At 74.9% G+C, this 14,766-nt stretch carries 12 protein-coding genes, 2 pseudogenes and 1 riboswitch; all 14 genes and pseudogenes read right to left on the bottom strand.

Annotated elements, in window-relative coordinates:
• Window positions 1–17 precede the first annotated feature (17 nt).
• A complete protein-coding gene (locus tag FB00_RS02645; RefSeq protein WP_082140904.1) occupies window positions 18–1,427 on the bottom strand; it encodes a M20/M25/M40 family metallo-hydrolase in 1,410 nt (469 codons plus the stop codon).
• Complete coding sequence (locus FB00_RS02640) at window positions 1,424–3,241, bottom strand: dipeptide ABC transporter ATP-binding protein (protein ID WP_047231347.1); 1,818 nt, start codon at window positions 3,239–3,241, stop codon at window positions 1,424–1,426. Before FB00_RS02640 ends, FB00_RS02645 begins: the two co-directional genes overlap by 4 nt.
• Window positions 3,238–4,284 (bottom strand): ABC transporter permease, encoded by a 1,047-nt coding sequence (locus FB00_RS02635; protein ID WP_082140903.1) that lies wholly within the window; start codon window positions 4,282–4,284, stop codon window positions 3,238–3,240. The genes FB00_RS02640 and FB00_RS02635 overlap by 4 nt, the downstream gene beginning before the upstream one ends.
• Entirely contained in the window at window positions 4,281–5,234 is a 954-nt protein-coding gene (locus FB00_RS02630) for an ABC transporter permease (protein WP_047231346.1), read from the bottom strand. Before FB00_RS02630 ends, FB00_RS02635 begins: the two co-directional genes overlap by 4 nt.
• A gap of 73 nt (window positions 5,235–5,307) precedes the next feature.
• Window positions 5,308–6,936 (bottom strand): ABC transporter substrate-binding protein, encoded by a 1,629-nt coding sequence (locus FB00_RS02625; RefSeq protein ID WP_047231345.1) that lies wholly within the window; start codon window positions 6,934–6,936, stop codon window positions 5,308–5,310.
• A gap of 103 nt (window positions 6,937–7,039) precedes the next feature.
• Window positions 7,040–7,153, bottom strand: a riboswitch (SAM riboswitch).
• A gap of 180 nt (window positions 7,154–7,333) precedes the next feature.
• Window positions 7,334–7,540, bottom strand: coding sequence for a hypothetical protein (locus tag FB00_RS23180; RefSeq protein WP_419865514.1), 207 nt, complete (start codon window positions 7,538–7,540; stop codon window positions 7,334–7,336).
• Window positions 7,541–7,561: 21 nt separating this feature from the next.
• Window positions 7,562–7,672, bottom strand: a pseudogene (locus tag FB00_RS23175) (LLM class flavin-dependent oxidoreductase); the annotation flags it as partial.
• Window positions 7,673–7,811: 139 nt separating this feature from the next.
• Window positions 7,812–8,387 (bottom strand): annotated as a pseudogene (locus tag FB00_RS23170) (LLM class flavin-dependent oxidoreductase); the annotation flags it as partial.
• Between the two features lie 195 nt (window positions 8,388–8,582).
• Window positions 8,583–9,698, bottom strand: a complete 1,116-nt coding sequence (locus FB00_RS02615) for an LLM class flavin-dependent oxidoreductase (RefSeq protein ID WP_047231344.1) — start codon at window positions 9,696–9,698, stop codon at window positions 8,583–8,585.
• Window positions 9,699–9,753: 55 nt separating this feature from the next.
• On the bottom strand, window positions 9,754–10,158 hold the full coding sequence (locus tag FB00_RS02610; RefSeq protein ID WP_047231343.1) for a rhodanese-like domain-containing protein: 405 nt from the start codon (window positions 10,156–10,158) through the stop codon (window positions 9,754–9,756).
• Window positions 10,159–10,252: 94 nt separating this feature from the next.
• Window positions 10,253–11,524, bottom strand: a complete 1,272-nt coding sequence (locus tag FB00_RS02605) for an LLM class flavin-dependent oxidoreductase (RefSeq protein WP_082140902.1) — start codon at window positions 11,522–11,524, stop codon at window positions 10,253–10,255.
• A gap of 79 nt (window positions 11,525–11,603) precedes the next feature.
• The gene (locus FB00_RS02600; protein ID WP_231581675.1) at window positions 11,604–12,539 is read right to left on the bottom strand and encodes an NADPH-dependent oxidoreductase; all 936 of its coding nucleotides are present in this window, start codon (window positions 12,537–12,539) and stop codon (window positions 11,604–11,606) included.
• Window positions 12,536–13,717 carry an FAD-dependent oxidoreductase gene (locus FB00_RS02595; protein ID WP_047231342.1) on the bottom strand — a complete coding sequence of 394 codons (1,182 nt, stop codon included), beginning with the start codon at window positions 13,715–13,717 and terminating at the stop codon, window positions 12,536–12,538. Before FB00_RS02595 ends, FB00_RS02600 begins: the two co-directional genes overlap by 4 nt.
• A 7-nt stretch (window positions 13,718–13,724) precedes the next feature.
• Window positions 13,725–14,747, bottom strand: coding sequence for an ABC transporter substrate-binding protein (locus FB00_RS02590; protein WP_047231341.1), 1,023 nt, complete (start codon window positions 14,745–14,747; stop codon window positions 13,725–13,727).
• Window positions 14,748–14,766 lie beyond the last annotated feature (19 nt).

Genomic DNA, 14,766 nt, shown 5'->3' with positions numbered 1-14,766 from the left:
GCCACCCGGATGACCGCTCACCCGAGGTAGCTCGTCACGACGTCGTGCAGCGCGGTGGCCGTGAGCCCCAGCGACTCGACGTCGACGCGCTCGTCGTTCCCGTGGAAGAGGGAACGGAAGACCCCGGGGTCCCACTGCTCGCTGAGCAGGCCGAAGCCGTAGGCCGGCACGCCGCGGCGGCGGAAGAAGCGCCCGTCCGTGCCGCCGGTCCCGAGGACCGGCACGACGTCGGCGCCCGCGTGCGCGCGCACGGCCCGCTCGATCGCCGCGTACGCCGCGCCGTCGGTGGGCGACTGCGAGGCCTCGCCGAACCAGTCCCCCTCGACGTGCACGTGCTCGCGCAGGTCGCCGAGCGCGTCGTCGAGCAGGTCGGCCACGTCCTGCGGGGTCGCGCCCGGGAGGACGCGGATGTCGAGCGTGACCTCGGCGAGCCCGGGGATGACGTTGGGCTTCGAGCCGGCGTGCAGGACGGTCGGCGCGACGGTCGTGTGCGTCGTGGCGTGCGCGACGGACGCGAGCGCACCGAGCTCGGGCAACGCGTCGTCGATCCGGGCGGGGTCGAGCAGCGCGGCCCGCACGTCGGGCGCGAGGTCGAGCGCGTCGACGTAGCGGCGCCACAGGTCGCCGATGACGACCGGCCCGCGGTGCGCGGTGATCCGCCGCACGGCCTCGGCCGCGAGCACGATCGCGTTGAGCGACCCGTACGGCCCCGACCCGTGCCCGGGCCGCCCGACGACCCGCAGCCGGCGCCCGGCGCCGCCCTTCTCCCCGACCGCGATCGTGCGGCTCCCCCGGGACCCCACCGGCACCCCGCCCGACTCCGTGAGGACCGCGTCGACGTCCACGAGGTCGTACCGGTGCTGCGTGATCCAGTCGACGCCCCACGTGCTGCCGTGCTCCTCGTCGGCGACGGCGGCGAGCACGAGGTCGCCGCGCAGCCGCCGCCCGCTCTCCGCGACCGCGCGCATGACGACCGTGAACGCGGACGTGAGTCCCAGCATGTCGATCGCACCCCGGCCCCAGACCCAGCCGTCGACGAGCTCGCCGCCGAACGGGTCGCGCGTCCACCCCTCCGGCTCGACGGGGACGACGTCGGTGTGCCCGACGAGCGCGAGCGACGGCGCCTCCGGGTCGGTGCCGCGCAGGCGCGCGACGAGCGACGTGCGGCCGGGGCGCGGCTCGACCCACTCGACCTCGAGGTCGAGGCCGTCGAGCGCGTCGGCGACGGCGCGCGCGTTGCGCGCCTCGTGCCCCGAGCCGACGGTGCCGTCGTTGACGCACGCGTTGCGGATCATCGCCTGGAGCAGCTCGGTGGTGCGGCCGGCGAGCCCGGTGCGCGACGGCGCGGGGGCGGGGTCGGCGAGGACGCGCGGCGCTGCGCTCGGTCGGGTGCGGAGCTCTGCGGCTCGCGCGGCGGCGACGGTCATCGTGCGCTCCCTGCGGTCGTGGACGACGCCCGGGACGCGTCCTGGAGCGCGCGTCGGCCGGGGATGGCCGCCACGAGCTCGCGCGTGTACTCCTCCTGCGGGTCGAGCAGGATCTGCTCGGCCGCCCCCTGCTCGACGACGCGCCCGCGGTGCATGACGCCGACGTGGTCGGACACCTGGCGCACGACCGCGAGGTCGTGCGAGATGAACAGGTATGCGAGCCCGTGCTCGGCCTGCAGCCGCACGAGCAGCTCGAGGATCTGGGCCTGCACGGACACGTCGAGCGCCGAGACGGGCTCGTCGAGCACGACGAGCGCCGGGTTCAGGGCGAGCGCCCTCGCGATGGCGACACGCTGGCGCTGGCCGCCCGAGAGCTCGCGCGGTCCCCGCCGGAGCACGTCGGGCGGGAGCGCGACGTCCTCGACGAGCGCACGCGCCCGGTCGGCACGCTCGGACGGCGACCCGACCCGGTACGCCCGCAGCGGCTCGGTGACGATCTGCTCGACGGTGAACCGCGGGTCGAGCGACGCGTACGGGGACTGGTAGACCACCTGGAAGCCACGGCGCAGCGACCGCAGCCGCTCGCCGCGCGCCGTCGTGATGTCCTCGCCCGCGAACTCGACCGTGCCCGCGGTGGGCCGCTCGAGCCGGAGGGCGAGCCGCGCCGTCGTGCTCTTGCCGGAGCCGGACTCCCCCACGAGCGCGTACGTCTCGCCCCGCCCGACCGCGAGGCTCACGCCGTCCACGGCGACGAGCGTCCGGTGCGCGGCGCCCCGCGGCAGCGTGAACTCCTTGCGCAGGTCCCGCACCGCGAGGACGGGCGCGCTCGCGGTGTCCGGACCGGCGCCGTCGGGCACCGTGATCCCCTGACCGTCGGCGCGGCTCGCGACCGCGGCGCGGCTCGCGTCGGCGCGCGGGACGACGCCGTCGCCCGGCGTCGTCTCCGGGGTGCCGCCCGCGACCAGGCGCGAGCTCGCGAGGCTCGGCGCCGCCGCGATGAGCTGCTGGGTGTACGGGTGGCGCGGGTCGTGCAGCACCTGGTCCGCGGTGCCCTCCTCGACGACGACGCCGCGCTCGAGCACGACGATCCGGTCGGCGCGGTCCGCCGCGACCCCGAGGTCGTGCGTGATGAGCAGGACGGCGGTGCCGAGGTCGCGCACGAGGCCGTCCAGGTGGTCGAGGATGCGGCGCTGGACGGTCACGTCCAGCGCGCTCGTCGGCTCGTCCGCGACGACGAGCCTCGGGCGCGCGGCGACCGCGATCGCGATGAGCACGCGCTGGCGCATGCCCCCGGAGAGCTGCGACGGGTACTGCCGCGCGCGGGCCTCCGGGTCGTCGATCCCGGCCTGGCGCAGCAGCTCGACCGCCCGCTCGCGCGCCTCCTTGCGCCGCGCGAGCCCGTGGATGACGAGCACCTCCGCGACCTGGTCGCCCACGCGCGTGACGGGGTTGAGCGAGACCGTCGGGTCCTGCGGCACGAGGCCGACGTCGCGGCCCCGCACCTGCTGCCACTCCTTCTCGGAGAGGTCGCCGACGTCGCGTCCGCCGAGCCGGATGGTCCCGGCCGTCACCGCTCCCCCGCGCGAGAGAAGGTGCAGCGCCGCGTGGGCCGTCGTGCTCTTGCCCGAGCCGGACTCGCCCACGAGCGCCACGACCTCGCCCGCGCCGACCGTGAGGTCGACGCCGCGGACGGCCGCGTACGAGCCGCCGTCGCGCGTGCGGTAGGCGACCTCGAGCCCGCGGATCTCGAGCGCGGGCACCTCGTCCGACGTCGTGCCGGGACGCTCCTGGGTGGTCGGCGTCGTGGCGGTCATGCGTCCCCTCCGGTCCGTTCCAGGGACCGCGCGATGCGGTTCGCCGACAGCACGACGGCGACGATCACGAGGCCCGGCATGGTCGTGAGCCACCACGCGGTGGCCAGGTAGTCGCGCCCGCCCGAGACGAGCGACCCCCACTCCGGTGCGGGCGGCGGCGTCCCGTAGCCGAGGAAGCTCAGGGCCGAGATGGCGAGCACCGCCGTGCCGAGCTCGAGCGCGACGAGCGCGAGCACCGGTCCCGTCGCGTTGGGCAGCACGTGACGCCCCAGCACGCCGTACCAGCGCACCCCCGACGCGCGGGCCGCCTCGACGTACACCGACGTCGAGGTGCGCAGGACCTCGGCCCGCATGACGCGCGCGAACGTCGCGACGCTCGTGATGCCGACGGCGATCGCGACCTTGACCGTCCCGAACCCGAGCGCCGTGATGATCGCGAGCGAGAGCAGGATGCTCGGGATCGCGAGCAGCACGTCGACGAACCGGCCGACGACGTCGTCCACCCACCCGCGCACGAACCCCGCGAGCAGGCCGAGCAGCGACCCGGCGACGAGCCCGACGGCGACCGCGATGACGGTCGCGCTCAGCGACGCGGACGCGCCGTGGACGACGCGCGCGTACACGTCTCGCCCCAGGTGGTCGGTGCCGAACAGGTGCGCGCCCGACGGCGGCTGGAGCCGGTCCGCGGGCACGCCCGTCAGCGGGTCGTACGCCGTGAAGAGCTGCGGGACGACCGCCCACGCCGTGACGAGCAGGACGACGAGCACGGCGACGACCAGACCAGGACGCCGCACGGCGTACCGCACCCCGCGGCGCCACCGGCCCGCCGTGCCGACGCCGCGGACCCGCCCGTACCGGATGATCGCGCGCGCGTCCTCGCGGTCCGCGACTTCGATCTCCTCGGGCGTGCGCACCTCGGGCGCGTCGGCGGGCGGGGAGTCGGGGACGAGCGGGCCCGACGGCGGCGCGTCGGCCACCGCGGCACGGTCCGCGACCCGGACCTCGTCCCGGAGCACGATGCGCACTCCCGGCCTCGTGCTCATGCGGCCACCGCCTTCTGTCGTGCGTCGATCCGGGGGTCGAGCAGGGGGTAGAGCAGGTCGACCAGGAGCGTGACGACCACGAACACGAGCGCCGAGAGGACGACCACCGCCTGCACCACGGGGATGTCCTGCGCGTCCACCGACGTGACCGTCAGTCGCCCGAGGCCCGCGCGCGAGAACACCGTCTCCGTGACGACCGTGCCGCCGAGCAGCCCGCCGACGAGGACCCCGAGCACGGTCAGCGCGGGGATCGCGGCGTTGCGCAGCGCGTGGCCGAAGTGCACGCGCGCCCGGCTCGCGCCCTTCGCGCGCGCCGTCTCGACGTACGGCTCGGCGAGCGTCCCGCGCAGGCTCCGCGCGAGCACCTGCGCGAGCGCGGCGCTCGCCGGCACGGCGAGCGTGATCGCCGGCAGCACGAGGCTGATCGCGCCCTCGTTGCCGATCGCGGGGAACACCGGGAGTTGGAAGGAGAACCACTGGAGGAGCAGCAGGCCCAGCCAGAACGGCGGCAGCGCGACGCCGAGCGGCGGCAGCGACGCGAGCGCGTGGCGCAACCAGGCCGCGCGCGGGAACGTGCTCGCGATGGCGATGCCTGCGCCTGCGACGACGGCGAGGACGAGAGCCGCGGCCGTGAGCCGGAGCGTCTCGGGGAGCGCCTGGAGCACGAGCTGGGTCGCGGGGGCGCCCGACGAGTACGACGTGCCGAAGTCGAGGCGCAGCGCGTGCCACAGCGCGTCGGCGTACTGCACCAGCACGGGTCGGTCGAGGCCGTACTGCGCGCGGAGCGCGTCGAGCAGCGCGGGGTCCACCTGGTCCGCCTCGCCGCCGCCGCTCGCCATGAGCGCGGCCGGGTCGCTGGGCAGCAGGTAGAGGACGAAGAACGAGATCGTGAACGCCGCCCAGAGCACGAACAGCCCCTGCCCGGCGCGACGCAGGACGTACCGGCCCATGGGTCGGTCCTCCTTCCGTGGGGGACGGTCCGCCTGCCCGACGCCGCGACGTCGGGCAGGCGGACCCGTCGGGTCAGCCCTGGGTGACCCAGGCGTCGTAGAAGTCGAGGCGCGACGACGCCTCGAACGTCAGGCCGTGGACCGTGTCGGCCGCCGCGATGGTCGTCGACAGCTCGTAGACCGGGATCGCGTGCCCCTTCTGGACGAGGAGGCGCGACGCCTCCGTGACGAGCTCCTGGCGCTCGGCCGGGTCGGTCGCCGCGGCCGACGCGTCGAGGAGGTCGTCGACCTCCTCCGCGTCACGCTGGTTGATGTTGCGCGCGTTGGCAGAGAAGATCGTCCGCAGCACGTCCGGGTCGGAGCGCGTGAGGTTGTAGTAGTCGAAGTCGAAGTCGCCGCTCTCCTTGATGGCCTGCGACTCCGCGACGGTCACGTGCTGGAGCTGGAGGTCGACGCCGATCTGCGCGAGCTGCTGCTGGACCAGCTCGAGCGGCTCCGGCACCTGCCAGAACGTCACGGTCGTCGAGAGCTTCTGGCCGTCCTTCTCCCGGACGCCGTCGGCGCCCTCGACCCAGCCCGCGTCGTCGAGGATCTTCTTCGCGCCCTCGGGGTCGTAGGCGAGCTCGTCGGCGATGCTCTCGTAGAGGGGCGTCGAGTGGGACAGGACGCTCGTGGCCGGCTCGTCCTGCTCGCTGAGCACGGTGTCCGCGATCTGCTCGCGGTCGATGCCCTTGAGGATCGCCGTCCGCACGGCCTCGTCGCCCGCGAGCGGGCTCGACTCGTTGGGGAAGAGGTTGAACACGACGCCCGGGTTCGCGCGGTACTCGAGCCAGAACCCGTTCCCGTCGAACTGCGGGAGGTCGACGGTCGAGATCGCGGCCGTGGCGTCGATCTGGCCGGAGACCAGGCTGCCGCTGCGCACGCTCGCCTCGGGGATGACCTTGAACGTCACCGTGTCGAGGTAGGCCTCGCCCTGGTGGTCGTTGGCCTCCGAGCCCCACGCGTAGCCCGCGACCTTCTCGAGCACGATCTCCTGGTCCTGCGTGTAGGACTTCACGGAGAACGGCCCGGAGCCGACGAACTTGCCGGCGCAACGGTCCTCGACGCTCAGGTCGGCCGACGACGGCGCGAGCAGGCCGAGCGAGAACGTCGAGGTGGCCTGGAGGAACTGGGCGCTCGGCGCCGCGAAGTCGACCGTGAGGGTCTGCGGGTCCGTGACGGTCGTGCCCTCGTAACCGACGAGGTACTGCGACCCGAGCGACGCCGTCGCGCCGAGCGCGACGATCGCGTCGAAGTTCGTCTTGACCGACTCGGCGTCGATCGGCGTGCCGTCGGCGTACGTCGCGTCGTCGCGCAGGTGGAACGTGTAGCTCGACGCGTCGTCGTTCACCTCCCAGCTCTCCGCGAGCCACGGCAGGATCTCGCCCGACTCCGGGTCCTGCGCCGTGAGCGACGCGACGGTCTGGCGGGCCGCGGCGATGGCGTCGTTGTTGCCGACCTGCTGCGGGTCGATGCAGTGCGAGTCGACCGTGATCGCGAAGGTCAGGTCGCCGCCCGCCACGGGCTCGCCGGACGGGCTCGGCGACCCGTCGTCGTCGGACGCGCCCGAGCCGCCGCCCGCGCACGCGCTGAGCAGGAGGCCCGTCGCGGCGGCCGCCGCGGCGACGGTCAGGGACCGGCGTCGGTGAGGTGTGGGGATCATGTCGTGCTGCTCTCCTCGTGTGCCGGCTGAGGACCGGCGATCGTCCGGCGCCGGTGGTCGTCCGCGCCGGGCCGAGGGCCGGCGCGGCGGGGAACCCACCGGGGTGCCGTGCTTACCGCGCGGCGGGAGCCACGCGGTCAGGTCGTTCCCGGAGCACCCCGTCACGTCGAAGGGTTGCTGGTCAGCGAGCCGGGCCTGCGTGCTGACGCTCGTCACCTGGGAGCAGGAAAGACAATCCCGACCGGTTGAGTCAAGTTTCGAGACGGGCGTCCCGCCAGGCGGACGGATGTTTCCTGCTGCGCAGCGTCGTGGGCCGTCGCGGGGCCACCACGAGCGCGGGAAGGGCCCGCCTCGCGAGGCGAGACGGGCCCTGTCCTGCTCCGGTCCGGCGGCCCGGTCAGGCCGCGGTGAACCCCGCCGCGCGGCGCGCGTCGGCCGCGCTCCACAGGTCGGTCTTCACCTCGGCCTTCACGACCGGGACCACCTCCTCCGCGAACCGGCGCAGGACGTCCTCCTGCTGCGAGGCGGGGATCAGGTGGTTCACCGAGACGGACTGGAGGTCGTGCCCGTACGAGGCGTGGTAGTCGAGGATCTTCTCGGCCACGCGCTCCGGCGACCCCACCAGCGCCGGGCCCCGCTCGACCGCGTCCTCGACCGTCCGGAAGCTCGGCGCCTTCCCGACGGCGTCCGGCCCGTATCCCCGGCGTGCCGCCGCCGCGACCTGACCCTCGTAGATCGGGCGGTACTGCTCGATCGCCTCCTCCGTCGTGTCCGCGAGGAACAGGCCCCCCCGAGCCCGACCCCACGAACCCGTACGCCGGGTCGTGCCCGTGCTCCGCGTACTGCTCGCGGTAGCGGTCGATGAGCACCTGGTAGTTCTCGCGCGGCTGGAGGGCGTTGGCGCTCACGATCGGGTCCCCGTACCGCGCCGCGAGATCGACCGCGAACTGCGACGTCGCCGACCCGTGCCAGATGCGGAACGGCCCCGCGAACGGACGCGGCAGCGTCGTCGCGTGCTCCAGGGCGTGCCGGTGCCGCCCGGTCCAGCTCACGTCCTCCTCGGACAGCAGCAGCCGCAGGAGCTCGTAGTTCTCCTGGAGGTACTCGTACTGCTTGTCGATGTCCAGCCCCAGCAGCGGGTACTGGAGCACCTCGTTGCCCTTGCCGATGACGATCTCCAGCCGCCCCCGGCTCAGCTGGTCCACCGTCGCGAGGTCCTCGGCGACGCGGATCGGGTCGAGCAGCGACAGCACCGTCACGCCGGTGCTCAGGAGGATCCGCGACGTCCGCGCCGCGACCGCACCGAGGATCACCGTCGGTGCCGACGACAGCACCTCCCCCGCGTGCCGCTCCCCCACCGCGAACGAGTCGAACCCGAGCTCCTCCGCCAGCACCGCCGTCTCCACGACCCGGTTCAGCCGGTCGGACGGCGCGACCGCCTCCCCGGTCACCGGATGGGGCGGGTTGAACACGATGTCGAGTACCTGGAAACGCACGGTCCTGCTCCTTGTCGTCGTCGTTCGTGGTCGGGCCGGGCGGGCGCGCCACCGAGATCGGCAGCACCGGTCGAGGTCGGCAGGTGCACGTGCCGACCTCGGCCGGGGCTGCCGATCTCGTCCTTCTCTGCCGATCTCGGTCGCGGACCGTCAGGCCGCGGCGGCCTCCGCGGTCGCGGCGTCGCGCTTCGCGACCTCCTCGCGGACGATCGGGATGACGTAGCGGCCGAAGTCGATCGCGTCGTCGAGCAGGTCGTAGCCGCGGGCGGAGATGACGCGGACGCCGAGGTCGTAGTACGCGAGGAGGGCCTCGGCGACCTGCTCGGGCGTGCCGACGAGCGCGTTGGAGTTGCCGGCGCCGCCGGTGGCCTTGGCCGTCGCGGTCCACAGGGCGGTGTCGAAGCGCTCGCCCTGCGCGGCGATCTCGAGGAGTCGCTGCGAGCCCGCGTTCTCGGGCTTGTCGATCGGGTGCCGACGGCTGAGCTGCCCGCCCGCAGCCGCCTTGCGCGCCTCGATCCGGTCGAGGATGCGGTGCGCCTTCTCCCAGGCGAGCTCCTCGGTCGGGGCGACGATAGGCCGGAACGCCGCGTGGATGCGGGGCGGCGTCGCACGGCCCGCGGCGGCGGCCTCGGCGTGCACGCGCGCGATCTGCTCGGCGGTGCGGTCGAGGGGCTCGCCCCAGACGGCGTAGATGTCGGCCTCGGCCGCGCCGACGCGGAACGCGGCGTCGGACGACCCGCCGAACGAGATGGTCGGGGTGCGTCCCTCGAACGGCTTGGCGTCGAGCACGAAGTCGTCGAAGTCGTAGAACGGGCCGTGGTGGTCGAACGGCTCGGAGCTCGCCCATGCCTGCTTGACGATCTGGATGTATTCGTGGGTGCGCGCGTACCGCTCGTCCTTGGTCAGCGTGTCACCCTCACGGCCCTGCTCGTGGTCGTTGCCGCCCGTGATGAAGTGGACGGAGAGCCGCCCGCCGGAGAGCTGGTCGAGCGTCGCGAACGTCTTGGCGGCGTACGTCGGGTAGGACACGTTGGGCCGGTGCGCAAGGAGCAGCTCGATCGAGTCGAGGCGCGCCGCGGTGTACGCGGCGAGGGCGGCGGGCTCGGGGCCGGAGGAGCCGTAGGCGAAGAGCACGCGCGTCCAGCCGTTGTCCTCGTGCGCGCGGACGATGCGCTCGAGGTAGGCGGGGTCGAACGCGGCGGTCGTGCGCTCGGTGGTCTCCGAGGCGTCGTTGGTCGTGGCGATGCCGAGGAACTCGACGGGCATGAGGGTCTCCGTGGGTGTGGGTGCGGGTGGTTCGCGGTGCGGGTCGGACGCCGGCTCAGGGCCGGGCGGGCGCCGTCGGCTCCGGGGGCGCCGTCGGCTCGGGCGACGTCGCGGGCGCCTCGACCGGGTCGGACGCCGGGAGGCCGGCGTCCTTCCAGGCCGGGAAGCCGCCGTCGACGTGCGAGACGTGCGTGTACCCGCGCTGGGCGAGCGCCTCGGCGACGGGGCCGGAGCCGTTCGGCGACCCGCACACGACGACGACGGGCGTGTCGAGCGAGATCGCCGGGTTGTCGGCAGGGCCGAACAGCGCGTCGAGGTCGTGGCGGTCGGCGAGGGTCGCGCCGGGGATCTCGCCGTGCGCGGCGCGACCGCCGGCTGAGCGCACGTCGATCAGCAGCGCGCCGTCGGCGACCTTGGCCGCGGCGTCGGCGGCGGCCTGGAGGGGCGGGGTCGTGGTCATGGGTCTCTCCTTCGGGTGAGGTCGCCAGATCGACCCGCACGCCTGAGATCGACCTTCAGGAGGTCGATCTGGCGACGCGCGGGTCGATCTCGCGTCAGGGGATGATGGCGAGCGCGGGTGCGACGTCGGTGGCGGCGGGTGTCGCCGCGGCGTCGAGAGCGGGGTCCGCCGCGAACCAGTGCTCGGCGAGCAGCTCGAACGAGCGGCGGGCGTCGTCGGCGTCGTGGGTCGCGGTGGTGACGAGCAGCTCGTCGGCCCCGGTCGCGCGGCGCAGCGTCTCGAGCCGCTGCACGACCGTCTCCGGGTCGCCGACGATCCGCGTGTCGACGCGGTCCGCGACGAGCGCGCGCTCGGCCTCCGGGCGCTCCTCCCACGCGGGCGAGGTGCCCGGCTCGGGGTACGCGATCGCGCCGTCGACGCCGCTGCGGATGGAGAGCACCCAGTCGGCGAACGGCGTCGCGAGCTCGCGCGCCCGCTCGATCGTGTCGGCGACGAGCACGTCGGCGGACACGACGACGTACGGCTCGTCGAGCACGCCCGGACGGAACGCCTCGCGGTAGGCGGCGACCGTGTCGATCGTCGCCGACGGCGCCACGTGGTAGTTCGCGGCGATCGGCAGCCCGAGCTCGCCCGCGACGCGCGCGCTCTCGCCGGGGCTCGACGCGAGGACCCACAGGTCCCAGTCGGCGCCCTCGACGGGCGGGCTCACGTACGGCGTCCCGTGCTCGTCGCGGTACGTCCCGGCGCGCAGGCCGAGCACGAGGTCGAGCTCGTCGCGAAAGCTGACCGGCGTGCGCGAGGCGCCGACGATCCGCTTCTGGGCGAGGATCCGCTCGCGCAGCACGGAGTCGTTGACGTTCGACGGCGGAGCTCCCGGGACGTAGAGCCCCTCGACGACGCGCGGCCCGGTCGCGCCGGGCCGGGCCGCCCGCTGCGGCGCGGCCTTCGCGCTCTTCTCCCCCGCCGGCGGCGTGAACGCCCGGCCGAGCCCGAGGTCGACCCGGCCGGGGTGCAGCGCGGCGATCGTCCCGAACTGCTCGGCGGCGACGAGCGGGCTCGTCGTGCTGAGCAGCACGGCACCGCTGCCGACGCGGATGCGCTCGGTCCGAGCCGCGACGGCCGCGGCGAGCACGGCGGGCGAGGCGGAGCCGACGCCCGGCGACAGGTGGTGCTCGGCGTACCAGACGCGGTGGTACCCGAGCCGGTCGAGGTCGCGCGCGAGCCCGACGGCGCGGCGCACCGCGTCCTGTCCCGTCGCCCCCTCGGGCACGATCGCGAGGTCGAGGACGGACAGCGGGACGCGGCCGGACGCCGGTCGCGGCCCGCCGGGAGTGGCGGTCTGGTGCGGGTGCTGGTGGGACGACATGGCTTCCTTCAGTGGTGTGCGGCGGCCGGTGGTGGTGCGGTGGGTCCCGGCTGCTCCCGGGCGCGGGACGGGACCGGGGCTACTTGGACGGGAACCCGAGCGCGGCGAGCGTGGGTCGCAGGTGGGCGCGCCCGCGGAGGGCACCGGGGACGCGCAGGCGGTCGACGACGCGGTCGTGCCAGCCGCCGTCGAGCCCTTCCGCGCGGTAGAAGGGCGCGATGCGCTCCTCGTACGCCGCGACGTGCTCCGCCTGGTCGCCGTGGTAGCGCTCGGCGTGCAGCACCGCCGCCTGCGGCAGCCGCGGCTTGACGCGCTCGCCGCCCGCGGGGTCGGGGTGCCCGACGACGAGCCCGACGACCGCGACGACGCCCTCGGGCAGGCCGAGCTCCGCCGCGACCTGCGCGGGGTGGTTGCGCAGCGCGCCGATGTACACGGTGCCGAGGCCGAGGGACTCGGCCGCGACGACGGCGTTCTGCGCGGCGAGCGCGGCGTCGAGGAACGCCACGACCGTCGTCTCGAGGTAGTCGGTGGCCTCGAGCCGGACGCCCTCGCGCTCGCCGAGGGCGCGCGCCCGCGCGACGTCCGCGAGCCACACGAGCAGCAGCGGCGCGGTGCGTACGTGGTCCTGGCCGCCCGCGAGCGCCGCGAGCCGGTCCTTGCGCGCGGGGTCGGTGACGGCGACGACGCTCCAGAGCTGGAGGTTCGACGACGTCGGCGCGGACTGCGCGGCGGCGACGAGCGTCGGGACGACGTGGTCGGCCAGCGGGTCGGCCAGGTAGCGGCGCACCGTCCGGTGACCGAGCTGCGTCGCGAGGACGGCGCCGGGCCGGTCCACGGGTGCCAGTCCCTCGGTCGCGCCCGGCGCGACGTCGTCGACGGAGCCGGGGTCCACGCCGTACCGCGCCGCGAGCGCGACGCGGGGGCCGTCGGTGTCGTGGCGCGGCGTGGGGAGCGTCGCGGGGTCTGCGGACGGAGCCGGGGCGTCCGCAGCGGCAGGTGCGGGAGCGATCGTCACGAGGCGGTCCTCTCGGGAAGTGCGGCGAGGCGGGCGAGCGCGAACCGGTCGGCCGCGGGGAGGTCGTCGGGGGTGGTCGCGAGGTCGGCGAGCACGCGGCCGACCGCGGGGGCGAACTTGAAGCCGTGGCCGGAGAACCCGGCGCCGACGACGACCGGGCCGCGGCGGTCGAGCACGAAGTCGTGGTCCGGCGTGGTCGTGTACGTGCAGCTCACCGGGACGTAGGCGTCGGGGTCGAGGCCGGGCAGCCAGGTGCGCACGTAGTCGCGCAGCGCGGCGAGCTGGCCCGGCTCGGGCCGGTAGGAGCGCCGGTCGGGGTCGACGACGGGGCCGACCCCGTGGAAGCCGACCTTGACGCCCTCGCCCGGGGTCGCGAGGCCGTAGACGCCGCTCGGCCACGCGGTCCCGGGGCCGACGTCGTGCGTGAACGCGGGCCACCCCTGCGGGGTCGCGCCCGGGGCGAGCGCGAAGTGCGCGGGCTGCTCCTGGGTGACGACGAGCGGGAGCTCCTGCCCCAGCAGCCCGCCGGCCGGGCCGCCGAGCAGGCCCGCGCTCCACGCCCCGACGGTCACGACGACGACCCGCGCGACGACGTCGCCGCCGTCGGTCACGACGCGGACGCCCTCCGGGACCCGCTCGACGTGCCGGACGGCGACCTCGTGCCGGACGTCGGCGCCCCGGGCGGCCGCGGCGCCCTGGAGGGCCGCGACGGCGCGGTCGGCGTGCAGCCGCCCGGCCGTCGCGACCTCGTGCAGCACCCGGCCCTCGAACCGCAGTCCCGGCCACCGCTCGGCCGCGGCCGCGGGGTCGAGCCACTCGTGCTCGATCCCGCGGGCCGCGAACGCCGCGCCGATCGCGTCCGCGCGGCGCTCGGCGGCGCCGTCGCGCCGCCCGTGGCTCACGCCACCGGTGACGGCCAGAAGCTCGGTGCCGGTCTCGTCCTCGACCTCGCGCCACAGCGCGAGCGCCTCCTGCGCGAGGTCGAGGTACTCGGGCTCGGCGTACGTCGTGCGGTAGATGCGCGACGTCCCGTGCGAGGCGCCGTGCGCGTGCCCGGGCGCGAAGCGCTCGAGCAGCACCACGTCGCGCTCGCGCCGGGCGAGCTGCCACGCGGCGGCCGAGCCCATCACGCCGCCCCCGACCACGAGGTGGTCGACGTGCTGGGTGCTGGTGGTCATGCGCGGGTCACTCCGTCTTCGGGAGGCCGGGCGGGTTGGTCTGCGACTCCTCGACGGCCTCGGACTCCAGGCCCCACCGCTGGAGCACCTCGAGGTACGTGCCGTCCTCGATGGCGTGGTTGATCGCGGCGGTGATGGCCGGGGCCACCTCGTTGCCCTTCTTGGTCGCGACGGCGATCTGCGCCGTGTCGGGCCAGCCGCCGTTGAGCGTGCCGACGACCGTGAAGTCCTGCGGGGAGATCGCCGCCTGGTAGGCGAGGGACGCGTTGGGGCCGACGTACGTCTCGATGCGCCCGGACTGGAGCGCGAGCAGGACGTCGGAGAACTGCTCGTAGTACTCGGGGCCCTGGATGGGCTCGAGGCCGTCCTCCTGGTTGAGGCGGTCCCACTCGAGCACGATCTTCTCCTGGTTGGTCCCGGAGCCGACGGCGACGACCTTGCCCGCGATGTCCTCGCGCTTCGTGATCGACGTGATGTCGGAGTCGGCGCCCACGAGCCAGCCGAGCTCGTCGTTGCGGTACGTGGAGAAGTCGATGGTCTCCTTGCGCTCCTCCGTCACGGTGACGTTGGAGATCACGGCGTCGACGTCGCCCGAGCCGAGAGCCAGCGGCCAGTCGGCCCAGGCCTTGACCTCGAGGCGCAGGTCCTTGCCGAGCGCGTCGGCGACGAGCTGCGCGATGTCGGTCTCGTTGCCGATGGGCGTCTCGTCGTCGTCGGCGAGGAAGCCGAGCGGCGGCGCGGAGCCGGCGGAGATCGCGACGACGATCTCGTCCTTGTCCTTCCAGGCGTCCGGCAGGAGCGCGACCGCCTCGGCCGACTCGGTGGTGCGGATGCGGTCCTGGTCCGGGCTCGTGCTCACGTCGAGGGCGTCCGACACGGACGTCGTGCTCTCCTCGGTGGCCGCGCCCTCCTCCGCGGCGGCCGGGGCCTCGGTGCTCACCCCGGAGCAGGCCGCGAGCGCCAGCAGGGGCACGACGGCGAGGGCGGCGAGCGCGCGGGGGGCGCGGGCGCGGGTGGTCGTTGCGGTCACGGGTGTCCTACCTCTCGGG

Origin of the sequence: Cellulosimicrobium funkei (genome assembly GCF_001019615.1) — a bacterium.
Taxonomy (GTDB): Bacteria; Actinomycetota; Actinomycetes; order Actinomycetales; family Cellulomonadaceae; genus Cellulosimicrobium; species Cellulosimicrobium cellulans_E.
The sequence above is the reverse complement of the archived record's forward strand: the minus strand, read 5'-3'. Positions and strand labels throughout refer to the sequence as shown.

Coding starts and splice junctions, on each gene's coding strand:
- FB00_RS02615 (WP_047231344.1), bottom strand. CDS start 9,698: ATGCCCGTCGAGTTCCTCGGCATCGCCACGACCAACGACGCCTCGGAG.
- FB00_RS02635 (WP_082140903.1), bottom strand. CDS start 4,284: ATGAGCACGAGGCCGGGAGTGCGCATCGTGCTCCGGGACGAGGTCCGG.
- FB00_RS02625 (WP_047231345.1), bottom strand. CDS start 6,936: ATGATCCCCACACCTCACCGACGCCGGTCCCTGACCGTCGCCGCGGCG.
- FB00_RS02640 (WP_047231347.1), bottom strand. CDS start 3,241: ATGACCGCCACGACGCCGACCACCCAGGAGCGTCCCGGCACGACGTCG.
- FB00_RS02610 (WP_047231343.1), bottom strand. CDS start 10,158: ATGACCACGACCCCGCCCCTCCAGGCCGCCGCCGACGCCGCGGCCAAG.
- FB00_RS02645 (WP_082140904.1), bottom strand. CDS start 1,427: ATGACCGTCGCCGCCGCGCGAGCCGCAGAGCTCCGCACCCGACCGAGC.
- FB00_RS02595 (WP_047231342.1), bottom strand. CDS start 13,717: ATGACCACCAGCACCCAGCACGTCGACCACCTCGTGGTCGGGGGCGGC.
- FB00_RS02605 (WP_082140902.1), bottom strand. CDS start 11,524: ATGTCGTCCCACCAGCACCCGCACCAGACCGCCACTCCCGGCGGGCCG.
- FB00_RS02630 (WP_047231346.1), bottom strand. CDS start 5,234: ATGGGCCGGTACGTCCTGCGTCGCGCCGGGCAGGGGCTGTTCGTGCTC.